We start from the raw sequence: 23,374 nt of genomic DNA on the forward strand, positions 1-23,374 counted from the left end.
CCGGCAAGCGCGGCCTGCGCAGCCGGCTGCCGGCCATGTTCCGGCCGTGCGGCGCCGCTACGGCGCGCCGCCGGAACGGCCCATGCAGCTTTGTATAATCGCGCATTCTCTTCGAGGGTCCCGGCTTCATGCTTAGTTTTGCGCTCGGCTTCATCGTCTCACTGCTCGTTACGCTGCTGATCGTGCGCTACGCGCATCTGCATGAAAAATTCTCGACCGATGCCGATCTCGCCGGCGTGCAGAAATTCCACGCCCGGCCCGTGCCGCGCATCGGCGGGACCGGCATCGTGATCGGCCTCGTCGTCTCCGCCGCGCAGTTGCACGGCGCTTATCCGGCCGTCTCCGGCGGCATTCTCGGCCTCGCCGCGTGCGGCGTGCCGGCGTTCGCCTCGGGCCTGACCGAAGACCTCACCAAGCGCGTCTCGCCGCTCGCGCGGCTTCTGTGCACGATGGCCGCCGCCGCGCTCGCCTGGTTCGCGCTCCACATCGCCGTCACGCGCATCAGCGTGCCGCCGCTCGACTTTCTGCTCTCGTATCCGGCCGTCTCGTTCGCGATCACCGTGCTCGCCGTCGCCGCGCTCGCCAACGCGATCAACATCATCGACGGGTTCAACGGCCTCGCCTCGATGGTCGCGTTCATGATGTTCGCCTCGCTCGCCTACGTCGCGTTCCAGGTGCACGACGCCGTGGTGCTGTCGGCGTCGCTCATCATGATGGGCGCCGTGATGGGCTTCTTCATCTGGAACTTCCCGGCCGGGCTGATCTTTCTCGGCGACGGCGGCGCGTACTTCATCGGCTTCATGCTCGCCGAGCTCTCGATCGCGCTCGTGATGCGCAATCGCGACGTGTCCGCCTGGTATCCCGTGCTGCTCTTCATGTATCCGATCTTCGAGACCTGCTTCTCCATCTACCGGAAGAAGTTCGTCCGCGGCATCTCGCCCGGCATTCCGGACGGCGTGCACCTGCACATGCTCGTCTACAAGCGCCTCATGCGCTGGGCCGTGGGCGCGCGCACCGCGCGCGAGCTCACGCGGCGCAACTCGCTCACCTCGCCCTATCTGTGGCTGCTGTGCCTCATCGCCGTCATTCCGGCCACGCTGTTCTGGCGGCACACGGTCCACCTGTTCTGCTTCGTGGTGGTGTTCGCGATCACCTACGTCTGGCTCTACGTGAGCATCGTGCGGTTCCGGTCGCCGAAATGGCTGGTCGTGCGCAAGACGCGTTAGCCGACGCGCCGAGGAGCAGACCGTAGCCTGAGCGGTCGACATGACGAAATCGTCGGTGCGCCGGACCTCCTGCCTCAGGGGTTTCAGCCGCCCCGGAAGGCGGCGCAAAGGGCTCCGGGCGCGATGTATTGAAGCGTCATCGTCGTCGTGCGCCATGAAACATCGGGCCAATCGTTTTGTTTTGCATTCGGCACCGGCGGCGGCTTCCGGCCCGCGCAGCGTCGAGGCATGTGCCCCCGATAGCCGCGTACAATCCGCACGATCGGTCGACGGCGGCCCGACGGGGCGAACCCGCCGCGCACGGTACGTCCCGCCAGCCCGCTCCGCCCGTTCGATACGTATTCGTTCTTAAAGGAGAACCTTCATGGCTCGATTCATCGCGTTTGCGCTCGCGTTCGCGGCCGTCGCCCTCGCCGGCTGCAACACCGTTGCGGGCGCCGGCCAGGACCTTTCGCAGGGCGGCCAGGCCATCACCAACGCAGCCGACAAGGCCAAATAGCCCGAAATACGTTGCCCACGCCCGGGCCCGCCGGCATCTGGCGCGAGCAACGCCCCTCATCCCGCCAGATGCACCATGCACGCGCGAATGAACGGGATCGCGTTCTCGCCGGCCAGCATGCCGAGCAACCCGACGAGCGCGACCGTCGGCGGCGCCGGCGACTTGACGTGCGCGACGCTGTAGAGCAGCCCCACCGCCACGCCCGCCGCCAGGGAAATCAAATAAGCCTTCATCGTTCTCTCCGTTCCGGTTCGCGGCGCACTTACGCCATGTCGATCACGACGCGGCCGCGCGTACCAGCCGCGACGGCCTCGTACGCCTCCTTCGCACGCGCGAGCGGAAAACGCTCCGCGATCACGGGCGGAATGTAGAGTCCCGCGTCGAAGCCCTCGGCGAGCGCCGCCAACATCGGCGCCGAATCGGCGACGCCGAGCTTGGCGCTGTCCGCGCCGAAAAGCTGGGTTTCGTTGTGATAGAAGTCGATCAGGTCGAACTCGACGCGCCGGCGCCCCGTCGCGCTGATCTCGACCACGCGGCCGCGCCGCTTCGCGAGCGAGAGCGCGACCTCGAAGGCGACGCCGCCGACCGCGTCGTAGACGAGGTCCGCGCCCGCGCCGCCCGTCAGCTCGCGCACGCGCGCGGCCGTCTGGTCGTCAAACGGCACGTAGGCGTCGAGCCGTTGCGCGGCCGGCGAGTCCGGATGCGGCTCGTGCCGGTCCACCGCGATCACGCGCGCGCCGCGCGCCTTCGCGATCTGCGTGACCGCGCCGCCGACGCCGCCCGACGCGCCGATCACCGCGATCGTCTCGCCGGCGGCAATGCGCCCGTAATCGACCGTGCCGAGCCACGCCACGACGAAGTTCACGCCGATAGAAGCGGCCTGCTCGTGGCTCAGCGCGGCCGGCTTGCGCGCGAGCGCGGCCACGGGAATCCCGATGAATTCGGCATGCGTGCCGTCGCGCGTGAAGCCGATGTCGCCGCCCGTGCCCCACACCTCCGCGCCGACCCACTGGTCGGGGCCGTCCACGACCACGCCGCTGAAGTCGCGGCCCGGCACGCGCGGCGGCCGCGTGTGATCGAAATGCCCCGACACGTTCTTCACGTCGCTCGGGTTGACCGAGGCGCTCATCACGCGCACGAGCGCGCTACCGGCGGCGGGTCGGGGCGTGGGCAGATCGACGTATTCGAGTACATCGGGCGTACCGAAAGTCTTGAACTGGACGGCCTTCATGATGGGACTCCTTCGTTGAAGTTCGGCGCGGAAATGCGCGACGTCAGGCAGCAGTCTAGATTGCCGGTTGGCGATTGGATGGACAGATACTTTCGAATTCCGGACAACCGCCGGCGAGCCCCTGAACGGCCCCGGACGCGCCGCGCGGCGCGCCGCTCAGGTCGGCCTCAGGCCGGCTCGGGAACCGGCTCGCCGTCCGCGGCCATCAGCGTGCCGGCCGGGTAGAAGCCCGTCGGCGCGGCGCCCAGCTCGCGCCGGAACATGTCGCTGAAGCTGCTCGGCAGATAGCCGAGCGAACGCGCGACGCGGCTCACGGGCTGCCCTTCGGCGAGGCGCGAGACGGCGACGGCGAGCTGCACCTGCCGCCGCCACTCCGCGAAGCCGCTGCCGAGCTCGCGCCGGAACAGGCGCGAGAGGGTGCGCGAACTCGCGCCGACCGACGCGGCGTGCTGCTCGAAGCTGACCTCGAGCGAGGGGTTGACGATCACGGCCTCGCAGAGCATCGCGAGCCGCCGGTCGGCCGTGCCCGGCAGCGGAATGCGCTGGACATGGCTGCGCGCGCGCTCGAGCTCCATCACCGTGAGCCGGTAGGCCGTCTGCAGATAGGTCTCGTCGAGTTCGGCCTCGCGCTCGGCCAGCGTCGTGATGAGCTCGCGCAGCAGGCCGTTGACCTCGAACACGTCGTGCCGGCGGCTCAGGTGCCGCACGTAGCGCTCGTGCAGGTAGAGGTTGCGCATCTGCACGGCGCTCATCATGCGAATGGCGTGGACCGTGCCGGGCGGCAGCCAGACAGCGCGCTGCGGCGGCACGACGAGCGCTTCGCGCCCGGTCTCGACCCACATCACGCCCGAGACCGCGTAAAGCACCTGGGCCCAGTCGTGCGCGTGGGGATCGATCTCCAGCCCGCGCGGATAGTGCCGCGCGAGCGAACGGCCGCGGTCGGGACCACCGGCGGACAGATCGGGCGGCAGGGCTTTGGGCATGGCGTCGTGTCGGTGGTGAGCGCGAACCGGGTCGTCAGGCTTCGAAGTCGAGGCCGCCGATCAGTATCTCGGGCTCGCCCTGCGTGCAGGAGGCGAAGTCGACGGACCGCACGCTCTCCCACGCCCGCAGCTTGCTCACCGTGGCCTCGAGGTAGCGGGCGAAGCGCGCCTCGCCGTCGGGCTCCATCAGCCGGTCGATCTCGTCGCTGTCCCAGGTCAGCGACAGGTTCAGCGCGAAAGGATAGGGATGCCGATGTCCGTGAGGCTCGCCGGCGATGCGCACCCGCGTGGGGTGACCGCGCCCGGTGCGGGGCAGCACCTCGACCCTCACCCCCGGCCCGAACCGGCCGGCCAGATGTTCGGCAATGCGCGGCGCGAATCGCGTCTCGAACTGTCGGAACACGTCGTCGTTCATGCGTGGAAGACCCTGCTCGTGGGAGAAACCGGTGTCCGCGCGACAGGCGACTGCGTGTCGCGAAACACGAGTCGCCAGCATACCGCGTCCCGCGCACCGCCGCCCAGCATGGAGGATAGGGCGCAGCGGCAGGGCCCGGTCGGCCGCATCCGGCCGCGATGGTCGGCACGGATCTGCGCTACGCGGCCACGACGATCGCCACGACGGTGTTTGCTGCTGCTCTTACCCGGCGCGCATCGTCGGCTCCGGCGTCGCCCACGCCGTGCCGCTTACGCCGCTGGCGGACACGGGCCACTTGCCTGCGCGGGTCGATCGACTGGGCGATGCGGCTGTCGCTGCTTTGCGGATCGCTGCCTGGCATCGCGGTCGGCAGTCTACTGTCCTCGCGCAGCGCCCGAGGCGCTGCTGCGCAATCTGCTCGCGGCCACGCCGACGCGCGGCGGCTGTCCGCCTGACGCGAAGGAGCGACGAACGACGTCGCGCCCATCCAGGGCGGCGGGCCGATGGAACGGCGGTTAGCGGAAAAACCGGCAGTTGAGGTCCGTCTCGAACTCGCGCAGCCAGCGGCCGCAGCCGTCCATCCGGTACGCCTGGGCCCAGCCGCCGCGACGCACGATCACGAGCGGGCCGTGCTCCGGATCGGCGGGGTCGTCCTCGCCCGTCACCTCGAAGTGGGCCGGCGCGAAGCCGTGGCGCGCGCAGGCCAGCTCGAAGGCGGCCCGATCGCCGAGCGGCAGATCGGTGTAAGTCAGGCTGTTCATCTTCGTCCATCCGTCAGGCGCCGCGGCCCGGCACCCGCCCGAGAGCGGGCCGGGCTGCGGCAGGTTCGCCGATTTTCACCGTATACCCTCGTATACCCCCTTTTTCGCGAAATCTGTGTGTCAGTGCGCACACGCGTTGTGCAGCCCAGTCCCGGCACGCCGCCCGCTCAATCTCATGTACCATCGGCGCACGGATAATCCGTCGACGCAGCGGCACTTTCCCGGCGATGTTCCGCCCTGTTCCAGCACCTTCCCGGGACGACGTCCGCGCCGTCCCTCCGACCCCGAACGCATCGAGCCCGCTTGCCCCGTTCACCGTCGATGAAGCCACGCACCGGCCGCAAACCGCCTCCCCGCATCGTCGCGCGCTTCGTGGCGATTTCGTGGCGCGACCTGGCGATGTCCTTCGGTCCGATCCTGCTCGCGAGCATCGCGGCGCTCTGGCTCGCGGTGCGGCTCATCCAGCCCGCGCCGCCCGACTCGCTTACGATCAGCGCCGGCCCGCGGGGCAGCACCTTCTGGAACGCCGCGCAGCAGTACAAGACCATCCTCGCGCGCAACGGCATCACGCTGCGCGTGCTCGAATCCGAAGGCTCCGCGCAGAACCTCGAGCGCCTCGCCGATCCGTCGAGCCGCGTCGATGCGGCCTTCGTCCAGGACGGCCTCGCAAACCACGTGCCCGACGGGCTCGTCTCGCTCGGCAGCGTCGCGTACGTGCCGCTCGCCGTGTTCTACCGCGGGCCGGCCATCACGCGCCTCTCGCAGTTCGCCGGCGAGAAGCTCGCGATCGGCGCGCCGGGCAGCGGCACGCGCGCGCTTGCGCTCGTGCTGCTCGACGCGAACGGCATCGCGCCCGGCGGCGCGACGCAACTGCTGCCGCTCTCGGGCGACGAGGCCGCGAAGGCACTCACCGACGGCCGCGTCGACGCCGCGTTCCTGACGGGCGACTCCGCCCAGCCTCCCGTGATCAGCCGGCTCTACCGGACGCCGGGCGTGCGCCTCTTCGACTTCGCCCAAGCCGAGGCGTACGCGCGGCGCTTTCCGTACCTCACCGCGATCAGCCTGCCGATGGGCGCGCTCGACCTCGGCCGCAACCTGCCGGCCACAGACATCCGCATGATCGCGCCGACCGAGGAGCTCGTCGCGCGCGACTCGCTGCATCCGGCGCTCTCGGACCTCCTGATCGAAGCCGCCCAGGAAGTGCACGGCAAGGCGTCGCTGCTCCAGCGCGCGGGCGAATTTCCGGCGCTGCGCGGGGAGGACTTCCCGATCAGCGACGACGCTGCGCGCTACTACAAGTCGGGCAAGAGCTTCCTGTACCGCGTGCTGCCGTTCTGGCTCGCGAGTCTCGCCGACCGCCTGCTCGTCCTGCTGGTGCCGGTCGTGGTCGTGCTGATACCGGGGCTGCGGCTCGTGCCCTCGCTCTATGCCTGGCGGGTCAAGTCGCGCATCTACCGCCGCTACGGCGCGCTGATCGGCATCGAGCGCGAGGCGCTGAACGAGAACGGCGAAGCCCGCGCCACGGCGTCCGAGCCCGAACGCCGCGCGTTGCTGCGCAGGCTCGACGCGATCGAAAAATCGGTGAACAGCCTGAAAATGCCGCTCGCCTATGCGGGCCAGTTCTACGTGCTGCGCGAGCACATCGGCTTCGTGCGCGCGCGGCTGCTCGGCGCGCAGGCCGGCAACGACGCGAACGATGACGATGACGACGACGGCGACACCGGCCGCGGCGGACCGGGCGTCACCGTCCCGGATGCCGCCGATGCCGCTGATACCACCGATGCCGGGTGCGGCAAGGCGCAAGCGGGCGACGCGTCCGCCCCGGCGCCGCGGGCCGCCGGCGCGTCCGGCCGGCCCAGGACGCCGCGCGACGGATGAGCGCGCCGCGCGGGCCCGCGCGTTGCGTCACGCGCGGACGGTACACTGCCACGGCAGACGCGTCGGCAACGCCCGTTGCCCTGACGTCGGCATCCATTCGACGGGCCGCGGCCGACGCGACCCGCATAAAAGCAACCCGGGAGGAAAGCATGGTCAGCGGCATCGACGCCAGCCAGCCCATCTGGTTCTACGACTTCGTTTCGCCGTTCTCGTATCTGCTGCTCGAACAGCACGGCAAGTGGCCCGCCATCGACTTCGACATGCGGCCCGTGCTGCTGACCGACCTCTACCGCCACTGGGGCCAGCCGACCTCGCAGACCGTGCCCGCCAAGCGGATCTTCACCTACCGGCACGCGCTCTTTCGCGCGGAGCAGCTCGGCATTCCGTTCAGGATGCCGGGCGCGCATCCGTTCGATTCGATCCGGCCGATGCTGCTCGCCATCGCCTCGGGCAACGACCCGGCCTGCGTGCGGGAAATCTTCCGCTTCATCTGGCGCGAAGGCCGCGATCCGTCGGACGACGAGGGCTTCGAGGCGCTCTGCGAGCGCGTGGGCCTGCCGCACGGCGCCTCGCTGATCGAGCAGGAAGGCGTGCGCGCGCAACTGCGCCGCAACACGTCCGACGCGATCGCGCTCGGCGTGTTCGGCGTGCCGACGTTCTGGCTGAACCGCCAGCTATTCTGGGGCGAGGACGCGCTGCCGATGGTGCTGTACTGCGCCCGCACCCCGAACTGGCTCGATTCGGCCGAGGTCAGGCGCATCAGCGCGCTGCCCGCGGGCATGCCCGTTTCGGGTCGATGACGCCGGGCAACCAGGCGACCGGGGCGGCCGGCGAATTGATTCAGCGGCTGCATGCGAACCGGTTCCATGTAACAATTGCCGCTTTCGTGCAGTTCTCCACGTCAGTTTTTCCATGTCCGCCGATTTAGCGCCGCCGCGCAGCGAGTTCGCCACGACCGTCCAGATTCTCCCGGTCGTTTTCTTCACCTTCCTCTGCTATCTGACCATCGGCCTTCCGCTCGCGGTGCTGCCCGGCTACGTGCACGCGGACCTCGGCTACAGCGCCGTGCTGGCCGGCGGCGCCATCAGCGTGCAGTACGTCGCCACGCTCCTCTCGCGGCAGTTCGCGGGCCGCAGCGCCGACACGCTCGGCCCGAAGAAAACCGTCTCGATCGGTCTCATCGGCTGCGGCGTGAGCGGCGTGTTCCTGTTTCTCACCGTCCTGCTCGGGCACTGGCACGCGCTGAGCCTCGTCCTGCTGGTGCTGAGCCGCCTCGCGCTCGGCTTCGGCGAAAGCCTGTGCGGCACCGGCGCGATTCTCTGGGGCATCGGCCGGATCGGCACGTCCCACAACGCGCGCGTCATCTCGTGGAACGGCATTGCGACCTACAGCGCGCTCGCCATCGGCGCGCCGCTCGGCGTCGAACTCTCGCACTTCGTCGGCTATTGGGTGCTCGGCATCGTGGTGATCGCGCTCGCCGCGCTCGGCTACTACCTCGCGCGGCCGATCGCGCCCGTGCCCGTCGTGCACGGCGAGCGCATGTCGTACGGCAGCGTGTTCACGCGCGTGCTGCCGCACGGCATCGGCCTCGCGCTGGGCTCGGCCGGCTTCGGCTCGATCGCCACGTTCATCACGCTCTACTACGCCTCGCGACACTGGTCCAACGCGGCGCTCTCGCTGACGCTGTTCGGGCTCATGTTCATCGGCGCGCGGCTCGTGTTCTCGAACACGATCAAGACCTACGGCGGCTTCCGCGTGGCGATCGCGTCGTTTTCCTGCGAATGCGCGGGCCTCGTACTGCTCTGGCTCGCACCGACACCGCATCTGGCCATGGCGGGCGCGGCGCTGACGGGCTTCGGCTTCGCGCTCGTGTTCCCGGCGCTCGGCGTGGAGGCCGTCGGCCTCGTGCCGCCGGCGAGCCGAGGCGCGGCGCTGTCCGCGTACTCGGTGTTCCTCGACCTCTCGCTCGGCGTGACCGGCCCGCTCGCCGGCTATATCGCGGGGGCATTCGGCTACGCCTCGGTCTACTTCTTCGCCGCGCTGGCCGCGGCGGCGGCCATCGGGCTCTCGACGCTGCTGTACCGGCGCAGCCAGCGCGTCCCGCAGGCCCCGGCGGCCTGAGGCCTGAGGCCGGTTCGCCGGTTCGCCGGTTCGCCGGTTCGCCGGTTCGCCGGTTCGCCGGTTCGCCGGTTCGCCGGTTCGCCGGTTCGCCGGTTCGCCGGTTCGCCGGTTCGCCGGTTCGCCGGTTCGCCGGTTCGCCGGTTCGCCGGTTCGCCGGCAGCGCGAGACCGGCGACGGCCCGCGCGGTTCCCCTAACCGTCGATCGGCCGGGCCGACCGATCCGCCCCCTCGGCGGCCTCCCCGGCCGCCGGCCGCGCGTCGGCGCCGACGGTCTGCCGGCCCGCCGTCCCGTACCAGTGCGCGAACTCGGCCGCCGGCATCGGCCGCCCGATCAGATAGCCCTGAATGAGCGTCACGCCCCGCTCGCGCAGATAGTCGAACTGCGCGGGCGTCTCCACGCCCTCGGCCACGAGCGCGACGCCGAGCCGATGCGCGAGGCCGATGATCGTGTCGAGAATCGGCGCGTCGCCGTGCTCGGGATCGATGGCGCGCACGAAGCCCTGGTCCACCTTCAGGTAATCGAACGGGAATTTCTGCAGATACGACAGCGAGCAGTAGCCGGTGCCGAAGTCGTCGATGGCGACGCGCGCGCCCTCGGCGCGCAGCGTATCGAGATTCTCTCGCGCGCGGACGGCGTTCTCGACGAGACTGCGCTCGGTGATCTCGATCACCACGAGCGGCTGTCGCGCGGCCACGTCGGCCATGAACGCGTGGATGTCGGGCACGAGGCTGTCGCCCGACAGATGCTCGGCCGCGACGTTGAGCCCGAGATGGAACCCCGGCTCGAACACCCAGCGCCGGAAATCGTCCGCCACGAGCCGTAGCAGATGACGCGTGAGCGGCACGATCGCGTGCCCCTCCTCGGCGCTCGCGATGAAGGCGTCGGGCGGCACGGCGCCCTTGTCGGGCCGGTTCCAGCGCAGCAGCGCCTCCGCGCCCTCGCAGCGGCCGGCCGGGATGCTGTAGAGCGGCTGATAGACGACGTGCAGTTCGCCGCGGTGCATGGCCCTGAGCAGTTGCTCGCGCGGCGACTGGCGGTCCTGCTGCGCCTGCTGCACGCGATAGGCGAGCCACATGAGCACGCCCGAGAGCAGCGCGGCGAACGGCAGGAACTGCAGCAGGATCTCGCCCCACGTCCGGAACACGAGCTGGTGCGCCCCGAACACGCGCACGTCGACGACCGTGCCCGACGCCTCCGTCTTCCCGGCGAACAGCGGGACGCTCCGAGGCCGGCTCGCCTCGGGCATGCCGCCCTGCAGCGCGATGCCGTCGCCGACGCGCAGCTCGATGCGGTACGCGTTGAGCGGCGCGATCGCCGAGAGCAGATCGAGCAGGTACTGGCCTTCGACGACGGCCGCCACGCTGCGTCCGTTCGGGGCCGGCTCGCCGACGAGCAACGCGGCGCGCTGCGGCCGGAGCGGCGTGCCGCGCACCATCCGGACCCAGAGCCCCGCCGGCCGGCTCGTCGGAAACCCTTCGTAGTCGGCCAGCGCGAGGTTCACGGCGCCGCTGACCGACGAGCAGTAGATGTGATCGCCGTCGATCAGCAGCATCGAGCGCAGGTACGGCTCGACGGCGCCCTTGCGGCGCAGCGCCGGCAGGACCTGACCGCAGGTCTGCGTCGTGAGCGGGACCAGCTCGGCCGCCGTTTCACGCGCTTGCGCGAGCACAGTCTCGACCTGATTGCGCACAGCGTGAGCGGCCAGCTCCGCCCCGTCGCGCAGCTCGTGCAGGGCCTCGCGCCAGCCGAAGCCGAGCGCCACCACGATCGGCACGAGCGCGACGAGGATCGGCGCCAGATGGCGCCGCCAGCACTTCGGGGTTTCCGTTTCGGCTCCGGACAACGCCTCTCTCCCTTGCGACGACGGCCGCGCAGCGGCGGGACCGCGAATCCGCGGCACGATCGGCCAGAGGCCGACGAACGTCCCCCCAACCGGCGAACGCTGGCCGGCAACCATAAGCCGGCAACCATAGCCAGCAACGACGGGCCGGCGCTGCCGGCCGGGGCTAACGTCCCCCGGCCGGCAGCGGCTGCTGCGTCGGCTCCGCCGCCATCGCGGTCACGACGACAGACTTCACCTGGTTGCGGCCCGCCGACTTGGCTGCGTAGAGCTGCTCGTCGGCAATGGCGAGCAGCTTCGTCGCGATGCCGCCTTTGGCCGGACAGCAGGTGGCGCAGCCGACGCTCACCGTCACGTTGCCGTGCTCGCTGCCTTCGTTGGCCAGCGCGAGCTGCTCCACGCGACGGCGAATCGTCCCGGCAATCTCGAGCGCGCCGGCCGCCGGCGTGTCGGGCAGCACGACGGCGAACTCCTCGCCGCCGTAGCGGGCCGTCACGTCGACCGCACGGCGCGCCGACGACGCGATGCATTTCGCCACCGAAACCAGCACCTCGTCGCCGGCCGCATGCCCGTACGCGTCGTTGAACAGCTTGAACCGGTCGATGTCGATGAAAAGAATCGACATGAAGCCGCCCGTGCGGCGCGCGCGGCCCCATTCCTGCTCGAGCCGCTGGTCCAGCGTCCGCCGGTTGGCGAGGCCCGTCAGCGGGTCCGTCGTCGCGAGCCGCGCCAGCTCCGCCTGGGCCTGCTGCCTGCCGCGCAGCGTGTAGACGAGCAGCCAGGAGCCCAGCGCGAGCACGACGCCGAACGCAAGCGCCACGCATTCGGCAAGCAGGCTCTGCCGGCGCCAGTCCGCGAGCGCGTCGTCCACCGACGGCGCGACGACCGCGATCAGCGGCAGCCCCGGCACGCGGGCGAACGTGTAGAGGCGCTTGACGCCCGCGTCGCCCCGGTCGCCGGCGGCGACGAACGATCCGCTGTCGCGCGACGCCGTCTGCGCAAACCCCGGCAGCGACGCGATGCTCGTGCCGACGTCGCGCTCGTCGAACGGCTTGCGCGCGAGCACCGTGCCGTCCTCGAGGACGATGAACACGGCGCCGTCCGGACCCGTCGCGAGCCGGGCGAAGAGCTGCTGGAAATAGGCGAGCCGCACTTCGAGGAACGCGACGCCGGCGAACGCGCGGCCCGGCCCGTTGATGCGCTGCGTCAGCGCGATCGAGGGCGACCCGCCGTGCAGGGCGGAGGCAAACGGATGCGAGACGAACACCCCGGCCGACGGGTTGCGCTGGTGGAACAGGAAATAGTCGCGATGCGAAAGCTGAATCGTCGGGTCCATCGCGCCGTCGGGCGATGCCTTGAGCCGCCCGTCCGCGCCGATCACGTATTCGGCGTCCAGATAATCGGCGGCCGGCCCGCCGCCGAAGATCAGACGCGAGCGCATGTCCTCGGGCAGGCGCCAGGTTCTCACGTCCTGCGCGCCTTCGACCATGGTCTCCAGCAGCAGGCCGTAGAAGCGGCCGTTGCGTTCGAGGTCGAGCGCAACGATCGAGCTGAGATTGGCGGCGGTTTCGCGCGCATGCTCGAGCGCCTCGGCGCGGGCGACGGCGATCGGAAAGAGCGGCAGCACGACGACGGCGAGCGCGGCCGCCGTGCCGGCCACGCCGACGAGCGGCGGCGCGTTGCCGACCGTCCGGGCAAGGGTCGCGGCGGCAGCGCGCGCCGCGCGGCGAAGACGCCCGGCCGGGGCAGGACGGGCTGCGGGAGAAGGAGCCATGACCGGTCGTCGGATTCGCGAACGAGGCAAGCGAAAGGGCGTCCCGCGGCTTCGGCTTCGGGACACGGCGCCGGCGCGGCCTGCCTGCGCCGCGCGAATGCCTGCGTTCGATCCTAGCAGAGTGCGCCGCCGTCCGCCCTCGGGCGGCAACCCGCGCATGCCTTGCGCATCGGCCCGACACGCCTCTCGTGCCGGCAAGGGTTCCGGACCGGCCATGCCCCGGGGAAACCACTATGCCGCCGGCGCGCGGCCGGCCCGATTGTCGTGCTGTCCTGACGAACGACCGCCGCCTCGCGCGTCCTCTGCCCGTCTCGACCGATTAAGGGGAAATACCGTGTGCCGGGCGCGTCACGGCCGTTGTCATTGCGCCGGACTATCCCTATGATTTTCTTCCGGCGACCGTCATCGGCCGGTCCGACCCGACCCGCCGGACCGGCCGGCGCGACGCCGCCGTCCACGGACCATCCGCCCCCGACCCGCCGGAGCCCGCCATGCGCATCGTCCTCTTCAGCAGCCGCCAGTACGACCAGGACACCTTCACCGAAGCGAACGCGGCGTTCGGCTTCGAGCTGCACTTCCAGGAGGCCCATCTCGACGCCGACACCGCCATCCTCGCGCGCGGGTTCGACGTCGTGTGCCCGTTCGTGAACGACGCGCTCGACGCCGGCGTGCTCGAACAGCTACACCAGGGCGGCGCGAAATTCATCGCGCTGCGCTCGGCGGGCTTCAATCACGTCGATCTCGCGGCGGCCGCGCGCCTGAAGCTGCCCGTGGTGCGCGTGCCGGCCTACTCGCCGCACGCGGTGGCCGAGCACGCGGTCGGCATGATCCTCGCGCTGAACCGCCGTCTGCCGCGCGCCGTCGCGCGCACGCGCGAAGGCGACTTCTCGCTGCAGGGGCTGCTCGGTTTCGATCTGCACGGACGGACCGTCGGCGTCGTCGGTACCGGCATGATCGGCCGGACCTTCGCACGCATCATGGCGGGCTTCGGCATGCGCGTGCTCGCCTACGATCCGGGCCCGCCGGCGCCCGAGCTCGTCGCGCTCGGCGCCGGGTACGTGCCGCTCGACACGCTGCTCGCGAACGCCGACGTCGTGAGCCTGCACTGCCCGCTCGTGCCGGCCACGCATCACCTCATCAACCGGCACACGCTCGCGCGCATGAAGCGCGGCGCCATGCTCATCAACACGGGCCGCGGCGGGCTCGTGGAAAGCAACGCGCTCATCGGCGCGCTCAAGAGCGGCCAGCTCGGCCACCTGGGGCTCGACGTCTACGAGGAGGAAAGCGGCCTCTTCTTCGAGGACCATTCCGACCTGCCGCTGCAGGACGACGTGCTCGCGCGGCTGCTGATGTTCCCGAACGTGATCGTGACCGCGCACCAGGCGTTCTTCACGCGCGAGGCGATGAACGAGATCGCGCGCACGACGCTCGATAACGTGACGGCCTGGCGCGACGGCGCCCCGCGCAACCTGGTTCAGCCGCCGGAATGAACGGGGCGCGCGACCGCGCCGACCAGCGCCGGACCCGCGCCGCAGACCTCGCGCAGCAATCGGGCCTCGCGCTCGTGAACCTCGACGGGCAACCAGCGCGCGCCCGCGTGGGCCAGATAGCGGGCGCGATGCTGGCCGTTGCGGAACCCGACCACCCCCTCGCGGCTCAGGCCGAGCCAGCCGAACAGCCCCGCCGAGCGGCGCGTCCTGACCGTCACGTAGGGCATCTCGGGCACGCGCTCGTTGTCGGGATCGAGAAACTCGCGGATGCCGCGTATCTTGCCGGCATGCCAGTCGCTGACGGGCTTGAGGACGTAGTCGGTGTCGTCGCGGTCGGCGCAGACGAGCAGCCTGCGCGTATCGACGAGCACGACCTCGTGACGTACGCCGTCGGTCGCGAACACGCGCCGCAGGCGCACGTGGTCGTAGCCCGCGTGGCTGTCGAGCGGCACGATCCACAGCGGCCCGGCCGCGGCCGGCGGCGGGCTGTTCGAGGCGGGCGTGGACATGGTCTCGGACGGATGGCTGAAAACGGTCTGCATGACCGTGAAGGATAAAAAAAGCCGCTACGCTACGGACGATCCGTGAATATTTTGTGACAAATCCGCGGCGACGGGGTCTCCTGCTCTTTCCTGCTCCTTCGTCCCTCGCAATCAGTATATCGACGCTTTTTACGGACCTCGCGCCGCGTACCGGGACCGGCTTTTTCAGGCCGCCCCGCCCCTGCCGCCGCTCCCGGCCTTCCGGTATTTCGGCGCGCAGGTACGCTTAGGTACAATCGCTCACCCGTTCCCGGCCGACGCCCCCTGTCCGGCCTCGCGCAACACCCGGTTTCGACACCCTGTTTTTCCAGAGCATCCCGCCATGCCCCTGCCCCTCATCGCGCTTGCCGTCGCCGCCTTCGGCATCGGCACTACGGAATTCGTCATCATGGGCCTGTTGCCCGACGTCGCGCGCGACCTCGCCGTGTCGATCCCCGCGACCGGCATGCTGGTCTCGGCCTACGCGCTCGGCGTCGCGATCGGCGCGCCGATCGTCGCCATCGCGATCGCCAACGTGCCGCGCAAGCGGGCGCTGATGCGGCTCATCGCCATCTTCATCGTCGGCAACCTGCTCTGCGCGATCGCGCCGAACTACACCGTGCTGATGGCCGCGCGCATCGTCACCTCGTTCTGCCACGGCGCGTTCTTCGGCATCGGCTCGGTCGTGGCCGCCGGGCTGGTCGCGCCGAACCGGCGCGCGCAGGCCATCGCGCTGATGTTCACGGGGCTCACGCTCGCCAACGTGCTCGGCGTGCCGCTCGGCACGGCCCTCGGCCAGGCCGCCGGCTGGCGCGCCACGTTCTGGGCCGTGACCGGCATCGGCGTGCTCGCGGCCATCGCGCTGGCCGTCTGCCTGCCGGCGAAGATCGAAATGCCGAAGACGAGCCTCATGCACGAGTTCAGCGTGCTGAAAAACGTCCAGGTGCTGCTCGTGCTCGCCATCAGCGCGCTCGCGTCGGCCAGCCTGTTCTCGGTGTTCACCTACATCACGCCGATTCTCGAGAACGTCACCGGCTTCACGCCGCACGCGGTCACGCTCGTGCTGCTGCTCTTCGGGCTCGGGCTCACGGCCGGCAGCACGCTGGGCGGCCGGCTCGCCGACTGGCGGCTGATGCCGTCGCTCGTCGGCTTCCTGCTCGCGATCGGCGTGATCCTCGCCGTGTTCGCCGCCGCGATGCACGGGCAAAAACCCGCGATGGCGGCCATCTTCGTCTGGGGCGTGCTCGCGTTCGCGATCGTGCCGCCGCTGCAAATGCTCGTCGTCGAGCGCGCGAGCGAGGCGCCGAACCTCGCCTCCACGCTCAACCAGGGCGCCTTCAACCTCGGCAACGCGGGCGGCGCCTGGCTCGGCGGCGTGGCCATCAGCGCCGGCGCCCCGCTGACGCGGCTGCCGTGGGTCGGCCTCGCGCTCGTCGCCGGCGCGTTCGCGCTGACGCTCGTGTCGGCCTCGCTCGAGCGGCGCGCGAAAGCGCGCGTCACGGTGAACGACCCCGCCTCGTGCGCGTGAGCCCCGCGCGCGCCCTCAATTCCGGCTGCGCGCGGCCGATAAGGTTATGACCATTTCGTCCATGCCGCCGCGCGCCGGACTGCTACCATCCATGGATTCCGTCACGACGCGGCGCCGGCCGCCCACGTCCCCTTCCGGCCTCGCACCGCACAAGACATGATTGCCCCGACCCTTTCCGAGCTGGTCGCCCGCGCCGCCGATCATCCGTTTCTCGGCGAACACCTCGCGATGGGGGACGGCGAGCAGGCCGTCGCGCAACACGGCGACACGCTGCTGCGCAGCGGATACGCGCCGATCTTCGACGTCAGCGTGCACGGGCTCGCGCAGTCGCTCTCGCCCGAGCCCGCGAGCGCGGAGCGTTTCGGCGACGAACTCGGTTTCCAGGCCATCACGCTGCGCGAGGACGGCGAGCCGTTCGTGCTGCTCGACGACACGCTCGACGACCCCGCGCTCGTCTCGCTCGACCGGATGCTGCGCGCGCTCCACACGATCAATTTTCTCGGCACGCAGCGGCGCGGCCTGCTGTTCCTGCGCGTGCACGAGCGGCTGCTCAAGAGCGTGAAATACGACCACGGGCGGCATTTCTCGAACGTGCTCGTCTCGTTCGGGCTCAATCCGGGCCGCATCGTGATCGAGCTGCCGCCCGCCGCGGTGGCGCACCGGACTTTCCTCGGCTATCTGACGAAGAGCTACCAGCGCTACGGCTTCAAGGTGGCGGGCAACCTGCCGAATGCCGGGCAGATCCTGTCCGTGTCGGACATGGCGCGGCTCGACTTCGTGAAGATGGACGCGGGCGCCGCGCTGCGCGACTCGATGGTCAAACCGCTCGTCGGCTATGCCGCGCGGCTGCGCATTCCGCTGATCTTCAACCGCGTCGCCGACGCGTCCCAGTTCAACCTGCTGCAGCAGTACGACGTGCGGTTCGTGCAGGGGCCGCTCTTCGCGGCGCAGGACAAGGTGGCGGGCGCCTGGTCGGCCGCCCGGTAAGAAGGGGCTAAGAGGGGAAAAGCGGCCGGGCCGCTCAGAGACTGACGGGTTCCTGCTCGAGCTCGACGCCGAAGCGCGTGCGCACATCGCTGCGGATCGCCTGGGCGAGTTCGAGCACGTCGGCGCCCGTCGCGCCGCCGCGGTTCACGAGCACGAGCGCCTGCCGGTCGTGGACGGCCGCCGCGCGCAGCGCGCGGCCCTTCCAGCCGCAGCGGTCGATGAGCCAGCCGGCGGCCAGCTTCACGCGCCCGTCGGCCTGGGGATACGAGACGATCTGCGGTTCGCGCGCGAGCAGCGCGTCGAACTGCAGCGCATCGACGACGGGATTCTTGAAGAAACTGCCGGCGTTGCCGAGCTGGACCGGGTCCGGCAGCTTCGCGCGCCGCACCGCCACGACCGCGTCGAACACGGCCCGCGCGTCGGGCGTATCCGCGAAGCCGCGCGCTTCCAGTTCGCGCGCGAGATCGGCGTAGCCGGCGCGCGGCGTCCACCGCTTCGGCAGGCGGAACGTCACCGAGGTGATTGCAAAGCGCCCGCTGCCTTCGCGCTTGAAAACGCTGTCGCGGTAATCGAACCCGCAATCCGCGGCGTCGAATTCGGTCACCTTGCCGCTCGCGAGCTCGACCGCGCGCACCGAGGCGCAGCGCTCGGCCATTTCGAGCCCGTACGCGCCGATGTTCTGGACCGGCGCGGCGCCGACGGTGCCCGGAATCAGCGCGAGATTCTCGAGGCCCGGCATGTGCTGCTCGAGCGTCCAGGCGACGAAATCGTGCCAGTTCTCGCCGGCCGCCGCTTCGACGTACCAGGCATGCTCGTCCTCGCGCGCGAGACGCCGCCCGCGCAGCGCGACGAGCAGCACGAGGCCGTCGAAGTCGCGCGTGAGCACGACGTTGCTGCCGCCGCCCAGCACGAGCGTGCGCTGCCCCCGCGCGCGCGGGTCGCGCACCGCGGCGCGCAGGTCGACCTCGGTCTCGAGGCGGCACGCGAGCCGCGCCCGAACGTCGAAACCGAACGTGTTGTGCGCGCGCAGCGGATAATCGGCTGCGAACCAGGCACGAGCGTGGCGGGACGAGGCGGATGCGGGCATCGAAACGGGTATCCGGGCGGAGCGGGCGAGCGTCGGTGAAAACGTCGGTGAAAAAAACGGTAAAACCAGGGCCGCGAGCCATGCACGCGGAACGGCATGCGGCCTTGGGCAAAAGAAACGGCACCGGTAAAATGGCGTCGGTTCGTGATTATAGCGAGTGCGGCCGGCCCGACGGCAATCCGTGGCCGCGATCCGACACCGCGCTGCCCGGAAACGGCCGGGGACAACTGGGAGAATGCAATGCCATCGTTTGACGTCGTCTGCGAAGCCAACATGATCGAGGTGAAGAACGCCGTCGAGCAAGCCAACAAGGAAATTTCCACGCGCTTCGACTTCAAGGGCTCGGACGCGCGCGTGGAACAGAAGGAGCGCGAACTGACGATGTTCGCCGACGACGAGTTCAAGCTGGGCCAGGTCAAGGACGTGCTGCTCTCGAAGATGGCGAAGCGCAACGTGGACGTGCGCTTTCTCGACTACGGCAAGATCGAAAAGATCGGCGGCGACAAGGTCAAGCAGCTCGTCACCGTGAAGAAGGGCGTCTCGGGCGACCTCGCGAAGAAGATCGTCAAGCTCGTCAAGGACAGCAAGATCAAGGTTCAGGCCAGCATCCAGGGCGACGCGGTGCGCGTGGCGGGCGCCAAGCGCGACGACCTGCAAAGCGTCATCGCCCTGCTGCGCAAGGACGTGACCGACACGCCGCTCGACTTCAACAACTTCCGCGATTAGGACGCGCCCGGGCGCCGCACGTCCGGCTTCGTTCCGGATGGCCCGCCGGGCCGTCCGGAACGGCCCGGCGTCTCAGCCCGACGCCCACAGCCCACAGCCCCAGCGAACCCGCCCGGCCACGCCCCGCCTCACCCGCCCCGCCTCACCCGCCACGCTGACCGTCCGGTTCCGCCGTCTTCTTCCGGCCGCCGATGCGGCTTTCCGTACCCGCCATCAGCTTCGAAATGTTCGTGCGGTGGCGCCACACCAGCAGCACGCTCATCGCGAGAATCGCGAGCGCCACGAGGTGCCCGCCGAACAGGAGCGCGTCGAGGATCGGCGCGCACACGGCCGCCGCCAGCGCGGCCAGCGACGAGTAGCGAAACGCGAACGCGACGACGAGCCAGGCCAGCACGCACGCGAGGCCGAGCAGCGGCTGCACCGCGAACAGCACGCCGGCCGCCGTCGCGACGCCCTTGCCGCCCTTGAAGCGGAAGAACACCGGATAGAGGTGGCCGAGGAACACGGCGATCGACGCGAGCGCGACGGCTTCGTCGTTAAGTCCGAAGCGCGGACCGAAACGCGCGGCGAGCCAGACGGCGAGCCAGCCCTTGAGCGCGTCGCCCGCGAGCGTGAGGATCGCGGCCGTCTTGTTGCCGCTGCGCAGCACGTTGGTCGCGCCGGGATTGCCGGAGCCGTAGGAACGCGGGTCGGAGAGACCCAGCACGGCGCTGACGATCACGGCAAACGACACCGAGCCGATCAGATAGGCAAGGACGGCGACGATCAGGTTGTACATGCGTGAAGCCCGGACGAAAAAAGAAAGGAAGCGGGGAAGCCGCCCTGCGCGCCAGCGGTCGCGACCGCGCCGGCCTTCGCAAAGGCGCTCATTCTACCGAAGCGCCGCGACCGGAGCGCGCGCCGCCGGCGGACGAGGACCGGGAAAAGAACGGGAAGGCAGAAAGCGCCGAAAACACCAGACAAGCGCCGGACAAAAGCCGGGCGCGCCCTACTCGACGCTCGCGCACTGCACCGGCTTCGCGCCGAGCAGCGAGACGAGCGCCGCGGGCGCGAGGCTCACGAGAAAGCCCCGCCGCCCGCCGTTCAGATAGATCTCGTCGAATTCGAGGATCGTGGATTCGACGTAGACGGGCATCGTCTTCTTCGTGCCGAACGGCGACGTGCCGCCGACGAGGTAGCCCGAATGACGGTTCGCGACCTCGGGCTTGCAGGGCTCGACGCGTTTCGCGCCGATCTGCCGCGCGAGGCTCTTCGTCGAGACCTTGCGGTCGCCGTGCATGAGCACGATGAGCGGCTTCGCGTGCTCGTCCTCCATGACGAGCGTCTTGACGACGCGATGCTCGTCGAGGCCGAGCTGGCGCGCCGACTCGGCCGTGCCGCCGTGTTCGACGTATTCGTAGGGATATTCGCCGAACGCGATGCCGTGGCGCCGCAGCAGTTGCGTCGCGGGGGTTTCGGATACGTGTTTCGATTTGCTCATGGAGCGCCATTGTAGCGGGCGCCGGCCACGCAGCGGGCGGCGTTCTACCCGCGCGGATGGTGCGTCGCGTGTAGCTGCTTGAGCCGCTCGCGCGCGACGTGCGTGTAGATCTGCGTCGTCGAGATGTCGCTGTGGCCGAGCAGCAGTTGCACGACGCGCAGGTCCGCGCCGTGGTTCAGCAGATGCGTGGCGAACGCGTGCCGCAGCGTGTGCGGCGAGAGCGGCGCATGCACGCCGGCCGTCGCCGCGCGGCGCTTGATGATGTGCCAGAACTGCTGGCGCGTCATGCCCTCGGCGCGTGCCGTCACGAACAGCGCATCGGCCGTGCGCGCGCCGAGCAGCGCCGGCCGCGCGTCGCGCAGATAGCGCTCGATCCACCCGTGCGCTTCCTCGCCGAACGGGATCAGGCGCTCCTTCGCGCCCTTGCCGAGCACCCGCACCACGCCCTCGTTGAGCCCCACTTCGACGGTCTTGAGCGTGACGAGCTCGGTCACGCGCAGCCCGCTCGCGTACATCAGTTCGAGCATCGTGCGGTCGCGCAGCCCGAGCGGCGTGTCGACGTCGGGCGCGCCGAGCAGCGCCTCGACCTGCGCCTCGGTCAGCGTCGACGGAAAGCGCAGCGGCTGCTTCGCCGAGCGGATGCGCACGGTCGGGTCCGCCTGCGCGCGCCGCTCGCGCACGGCCCAGCCGTAATAGCGGCGAAACACCGAGAGCCGCCGGTTCGTCGAGGTCGGCTTGTCGTCGCGGCGCACGGCGCTGTAGGCGACCAGGTCGTCCTCGCGCGCGCCGTCGAGCATCCGCCCGCGCTCGAGCCCGAGCCACTGCGCGAAGATACTCAGGTCGCGCCGGTATGCGTCGAGCGTGTTGCGCGAGAGCCCGTACTCGAGCCACATCGCATCGCAGAACGTGTCGATCGCGGCGCGGCTCGCGACGAGCATGGGGGACGCGGCGGGTTCGCCGCCGGCTTCTGGACCGGGCGCATCGGCCTGGCCCGGCATTTTCGTCGTCTCGCTCATCGCGCCTCGACGCCCTCGTGCGCGAGCAGCCAGCGCTTCACGTCGCGAAAGAAGCCTTCGCCGCCGTGATGCGCGAACCCGCCGAGGCCGCTCGCCGCGACGACGCGGTGACACGGAATCACGAGCGGAAAGCGGTTCGAGCCGCAAGCCTGGCCGACCGCGCGCGGCGAGCTGCCGCCGATGCGCTCGGCCAGTTGCCCGTAGGTCAGCACGGCGCCCGCCGCGATCGTGTCGATGCCCTGCCAGACGCGCCGCTGGAACGGCGTGCCGCGCTCGGCAAGCGGCAGGTCGAAGTCCGCCGAGGCGCACTCGAAGTACCGCGCGATCTGGCCGGCCGCGCGCCCGGCCAGATCGCAGTCGGGCACGACGCCCGGCGCGTCGGCCGTCAGATAGACGATCTCGCTCACGCGCCCGCCTTCGGTCCGGATGCCGACCTTGCCGAACGGCGCGTCGATCACCGCGTTGAACATGATGTGCCTCCCCGTCGTCGAAATGCGGCTGCGCGGCCCTTTCGCCCGCTCCGTCGCCGCGCCGCCCCGATTATGCCGCGTCATGCCGCTTCGAGCGCCCAGCGAACGTGCTCGCGAACGAGCGCCGAACCGTCGTCTTCCCGCGCGCGCAGCGCGGCGACGAGCGCGGCGCGCGCGTCGTCCGCGAGCGCGCCGGACGGCGCGCGCAGCGCGTTGCCGAGCCCGACGGCCAGATTGCGCAGCCAGCGCTCGTAGCCGATGCGGCGCACCGCGCTGCCCTGCATGCGCTCGTCGAACTGCGCGGCGCTCCAGCCGAACAACTCGACGAGCGTCGCGCGGTCGAGCCCGTGGCGCACGTCGAAGTCGTCGACGGGCGCGGCCGCCGCGAACTTGTTCCAGGGGCACACGAGCTGGCAGTCGTCGCAGCCGTACACGCGGTTGCCGATCATCGGCCGGAGCTCGAGCGGGATGCTGCCTTTCAGTTCGATGGTCAGGTACGAGATGCAGCGCCGCGCGTCCACCCTGTAAGGCTCGACGATCGCGCCCGTCGGGCAGGCGTCGAGGCAGCGCGTGCAGCTTCCGCAATGCTCGCCGGCGTCGCCGGGACGATTCGGGCCGCCGTCGGCATCGGTCGGCAGCGGGAGATCGACGTAGATCTCGCCGAGAAAGAACAGAGACCCCGCGTCGCGCTGCAAAAGCAGCGTGTGCTTCCCCCGCCAGCCGACGCCGGCCTTCTGCGCGAGCTCGACCTCGAGCACAGGCGCCGAGTCGGCGAACACGCGATGGCCGTAGACGCCGACGGCCGCCTCGATGCGCTCGGCCAGTTGTTGCAGACGCTGACGCAACACCTTGTGATAGTCGCGGCCGCGCGCGTAGATCGACACCACCGCGGCCTGCGGATCGGCGAGCCTCGCGCGTTCCCTCGCCCGCCAGTCCGGCGGCGCGTCTTGCGAAGCACTTTCGCCGGGCTTTCCGCTCGCCGCTTCGGTGAAGCTCGCCGCAGGCAAATAGGCCATCCTTACGGAAATCACACGTCGCGTGCCGGCCACAAGCTCGCCGGGACGCGCGCGTTTCGGGCCATGTTTGGCCATATAATCCATCTCGCCGTGGCAGCCCGCTTCGAGCCACGCGGCAAGGCCCGCCTCGGCATGGGAAAGATTGGTATCGCTGATGCCGAGCGCGCCGAACCCCAGTTCGCGTCCCCAGACACGAATGCGCGCGGCAAGTTCGACGAGTTCGCGCGCATCGAACCCGGACCCGGCCGCGCGAGGCGACTCGTGCGACGCTTCGCGAGGCAGGCGGGACGAAAGGGGCGACGGACTGCGGTTCATCACGTCATT

General features: G+C 70.2%; 23 protein-coding genes and 1 pseudogene. 10 read left to right on the plus strand and 14 right to left on the minus strand.

Annotated elements, in window-relative coordinates; all coding sequences use genetic code 11:
* Positions 1-128: 128 nt before the first annotated feature.
* Positions 129-1,226, plus strand: coding sequence for an MraY family glycosyltransferase (locus tag CY652_RS05290; RefSeq protein WP_102129660.1), 1,098 nt, complete (start codon positions 129-131; stop codon positions 1,224-1,226).
* A gap of 364 nt (positions 1,227-1,590) precedes the next feature.
* Positions 1,591-1,725 (plus strand): entericidin A/B family lipoprotein, encoded by a 135-nt coding sequence (locus CY652_RS05295; RefSeq protein WP_102129661.1) that lies wholly within the window; start codon positions 1,591-1,593, stop codon positions 1,723-1,725.
* Between the two features lie 56 nt (positions 1,726-1,781).
* On the opposite strand, the gene CY652_RS05300 is transcribed toward CY652_RS05295, so the two are convergent.
* The 4 genes from CY652_RS05300 to CY652_RS05315 all read right to left on the minus strand — a co-directional run bounded on the left by CY652_RS05300 (position 1,782) and on the right by CY652_RS05315 (position 4,354).
* A complete protein-coding gene (locus CY652_RS05300; protein ID WP_102129662.1) occupies positions 1,782-1,958 on the minus strand; it encodes a DUF1427 family protein in 177 nt (58 codons plus the stop codon).
* 29 nt (positions 1,959-1,987) lie between these two features.
* Positions 1,988-2,956 (minus strand): quinone oxidoreductase family protein, encoded by a 969-nt coding sequence (locus tag CY652_RS05305; RefSeq protein ID WP_102129663.1) that lies wholly within the window; start codon positions 2,954-2,956, stop codon positions 1,988-1,990.
* A gap of 167 nt (positions 2,957-3,123) precedes the next feature.
* Positions 3,124-3,939 (minus strand): AraC family transcriptional regulator, encoded by an 816-nt coding sequence (locus tag CY652_RS05310; protein WP_102129664.1) that lies wholly within the window; start codon positions 3,937-3,939, stop codon positions 3,124-3,126.
* A 34-nt stretch (positions 3,940-3,973) separates the two neighbouring features.
* The gene (locus tag CY652_RS05315; RefSeq protein WP_102129665.1) at positions 3,974-4,354 is read right to left on the minus strand and encodes a DUF5594 family protein; all 381 of its coding nucleotides are present in this window, start codon (positions 4,352-4,354) and stop codon (positions 3,974-3,976) included.
* 232 nt (positions 4,355-4,586) lie between these two features.
* On the opposite strand from CY652_RS05315, the pseudogene CY652_RS05320 reads away from it, so the two are divergent.
* Positions 4,587-4,873: pseudogene (locus tag CY652_RS05320) on the plus strand (hypothetical protein); the annotation flags it as partial.
* Here the strand turns inward: CY652_RS05320 and CY652_RS05325 are convergent.
* Positions 4,870-5,115 (minus strand): hypothetical protein, encoded by a 246-nt coding sequence (locus CY652_RS05325; RefSeq protein WP_102129666.1) that lies wholly within the window; start codon positions 5,113-5,115, stop codon positions 4,870-4,872. The pseudogene CY652_RS05320 and the gene CY652_RS05325 sit on opposite strands and share 4 nt — an antisense overlap.
* A 321-nt stretch (positions 5,116-5,436) precedes the next feature.
* Between CY652_RS05325 and CY652_RS05330 the strand changes: the two genes are divergently transcribed.
* The 3 genes from CY652_RS05330 (at position 5,437) to CY652_RS05340 (ending at position 9,114) form a co-directional block, all read left to right on the plus strand.
* Positions 5,437-6,993: a TAXI family TRAP transporter solute-binding subunit gene (locus tag CY652_RS05330; RefSeq protein ID WP_102129667.1), complete on the plus strand. Its 1,557-nt coding sequence runs from the start codon at positions 5,437-5,439 to the stop codon at positions 6,991-6,993.
* Between the two features lie 149 nt (positions 6,994-7,142).
* Positions 7,143-7,793: a 2-hydroxychromene-2-carboxylate isomerase gene (locus tag CY652_RS05335; protein ID WP_102129668.1), complete on the plus strand. Its 651-nt coding sequence runs from the start codon at positions 7,143-7,145 to the stop codon at positions 7,791-7,793.
* A gap of 112 nt (positions 7,794-7,905) precedes the next feature.
* Complete coding sequence (locus tag CY652_RS05340) at positions 7,906-9,114, plus strand: MFS transporter (protein WP_102129669.1); 1,209 nt, start codon at positions 7,906-7,908, stop codon at positions 9,112-9,114.
* Positions 9,115-9,305: 191 nt separating this feature from the next.
* Here the strand turns inward: CY652_RS05340 and CY652_RS05345 are convergent, their stop codons facing one another.
* Positions 9,306-10,958, minus strand: coding sequence for an EAL domain-containing protein (locus CY652_RS05345; RefSeq protein WP_258002202.1), 1,653 nt, complete (start codon positions 10,956-10,958; stop codon positions 9,306-9,308).
* 163 nt (positions 10,959-11,121) lie between these two features.
* The gene (locus CY652_RS05350; protein ID WP_102129671.1) at positions 11,122-12,729 is read right to left on the minus strand and encodes a sensor domain-containing diguanylate cyclase; all 1,608 of its coding nucleotides are present in this window, start codon (positions 12,727-12,729) and stop codon (positions 11,122-11,124) included.
* Between the two features lie 491 nt (positions 12,730-13,220).
* Between CY652_RS05350 and CY652_RS05355 the strand changes: the two genes are divergently transcribed.
* Positions 13,221-14,219 carry a 2-hydroxyacid dehydrogenase gene (locus CY652_RS05355; RefSeq protein WP_102129672.1) on the plus strand — a complete coding sequence of 333 codons (999 nt, stop codon included), beginning with the start codon at positions 13,221-13,223 and terminating at the stop codon, positions 14,217-14,219.
* Here CY652_RS05355 and CY652_RS05360 read toward each other — a convergent pair.
* Entirely contained in the window at positions 14,204-14,728 is a 525-nt protein-coding gene (locus CY652_RS05360) for a plasmid fertility inhibition factor family protein (protein WP_102129908.1), read from the minus strand. The genes CY652_RS05355 and CY652_RS05360 overlap by 16 nt on opposite strands.
* Before the next feature lie 355 nt (positions 14,729-15,083).
* On the opposite strand from CY652_RS05360, the gene CY652_RS05365 reads away from it, so the two are divergent.
* Both CY652_RS05365 and CY652_RS05370 read left to right on the plus strand, forming a co-directional pair.
* Positions 15,084-16,268 (plus strand): MFS transporter, encoded by a 1,185-nt coding sequence (locus CY652_RS05365; protein WP_102129673.1) that lies wholly within the window; start codon positions 15,084-15,086, stop codon positions 16,266-16,268.
* A 156-nt stretch (positions 16,269-16,424) separates the two neighbouring features.
* Entirely contained in the window at positions 16,425-17,255 is an 831-nt protein-coding gene (locus tag CY652_RS05370; protein WP_102129674.1) for an EAL domain-containing protein, read from the plus strand.
* 34 nt (positions 17,256-17,289) lie between these two features.
* Here the strand turns inward: CY652_RS05370 and murB are convergent, their stop codons facing one another.
* Positions 17,290-18,342: a UDP-N-acetylmuramate dehydrogenase gene (gene murB, locus CY652_RS05375; RefSeq protein ID WP_102129675.1), complete on the minus strand. Its 1,053-nt coding sequence runs from the start codon at positions 18,340-18,342 to the stop codon at positions 17,290-17,292.
* A 240-nt stretch (positions 18,343-18,582) separates the two neighbouring features.
* Here murB and CY652_RS05380 point away from each other — a divergent pair, with 240 nt between their 5' ends.
* On the plus strand, positions 18,583-19,068 hold the full coding sequence (locus tag CY652_RS05380; RefSeq protein ID WP_102129676.1) for a YajQ family cyclic di-GMP-binding protein: 486 nt from the start codon (positions 18,583-18,585) through the stop codon (positions 19,066-19,068).
* Positions 19,069-19,210: 142 nt separating this feature from the next.
* Here CY652_RS05380 and plsY read toward each other — a convergent pair whose 3' ends face one another.
* The 5 genes from plsY to queG all read right to left on the minus strand — a co-directional run bounded on the left by plsY (position 19,211) and on the right by queG (position 23,365).
* The gene (plsY, locus tag CY652_RS05385) at positions 19,211-19,846 is read right to left on the minus strand and encodes a glycerol-3-phosphate 1-O-acyltransferase PlsY (RefSeq protein ID WP_102129677.1); all 636 of its coding nucleotides are present in this window, start codon (positions 19,844-19,846) and stop codon (positions 19,211-19,213) included.
* A gap of 210 nt (positions 19,847-20,056) precedes the next feature.
* Positions 20,057-20,548 carry a Cys-tRNA(Pro) deacylase gene (ybaK, locus tag CY652_RS05390; RefSeq protein WP_102129678.1) on the minus strand — a complete coding sequence of 164 codons (492 nt, stop codon included), beginning with the start codon at positions 20,546-20,548 and terminating at the stop codon, positions 20,057-20,059.
* Between the two features lie 44 nt (positions 20,549-20,592).
* Positions 20,593-21,546, minus strand: coding sequence for a site-specific tyrosine recombinase XerD (gene xerD / locus CY652_RS05395; RefSeq protein WP_102129909.1), 954 nt, complete (start codon positions 21,544-21,546; stop codon positions 20,593-20,595).
* A 14-nt stretch (positions 21,547-21,560) separates the two neighbouring features.
* On the minus strand, positions 21,561-22,034 hold the full coding sequence (locus CY652_RS05400) for a methylated-DNA--[protein]-cysteine S-methyltransferase (RefSeq protein WP_102129679.1): 474 nt from the start codon (positions 22,032-22,034) through the stop codon (positions 21,561-21,563).
* A gap of 80 nt (positions 22,035-22,114) precedes the next feature.
* Positions 22,115-23,365 (minus strand): tRNA epoxyqueuosine(34) reductase QueG, encoded by a 1,251-nt coding sequence (gene queG / locus CY652_RS05405; protein ID WP_102129680.1) that lies wholly within the window; start codon positions 23,363-23,365, stop codon positions 22,115-22,117.
* Positions 23,366-23,374 lie beyond the last annotated feature (9 nt).

The organism is Burkholderia sp. WAC0059 (genome assembly GCF_002870125.1).
Lineage (GTDB): Bacteria > Pseudomonadota > Gammaproteobacteria > Burkholderiales > Burkholderiaceae > Paraburkholderia.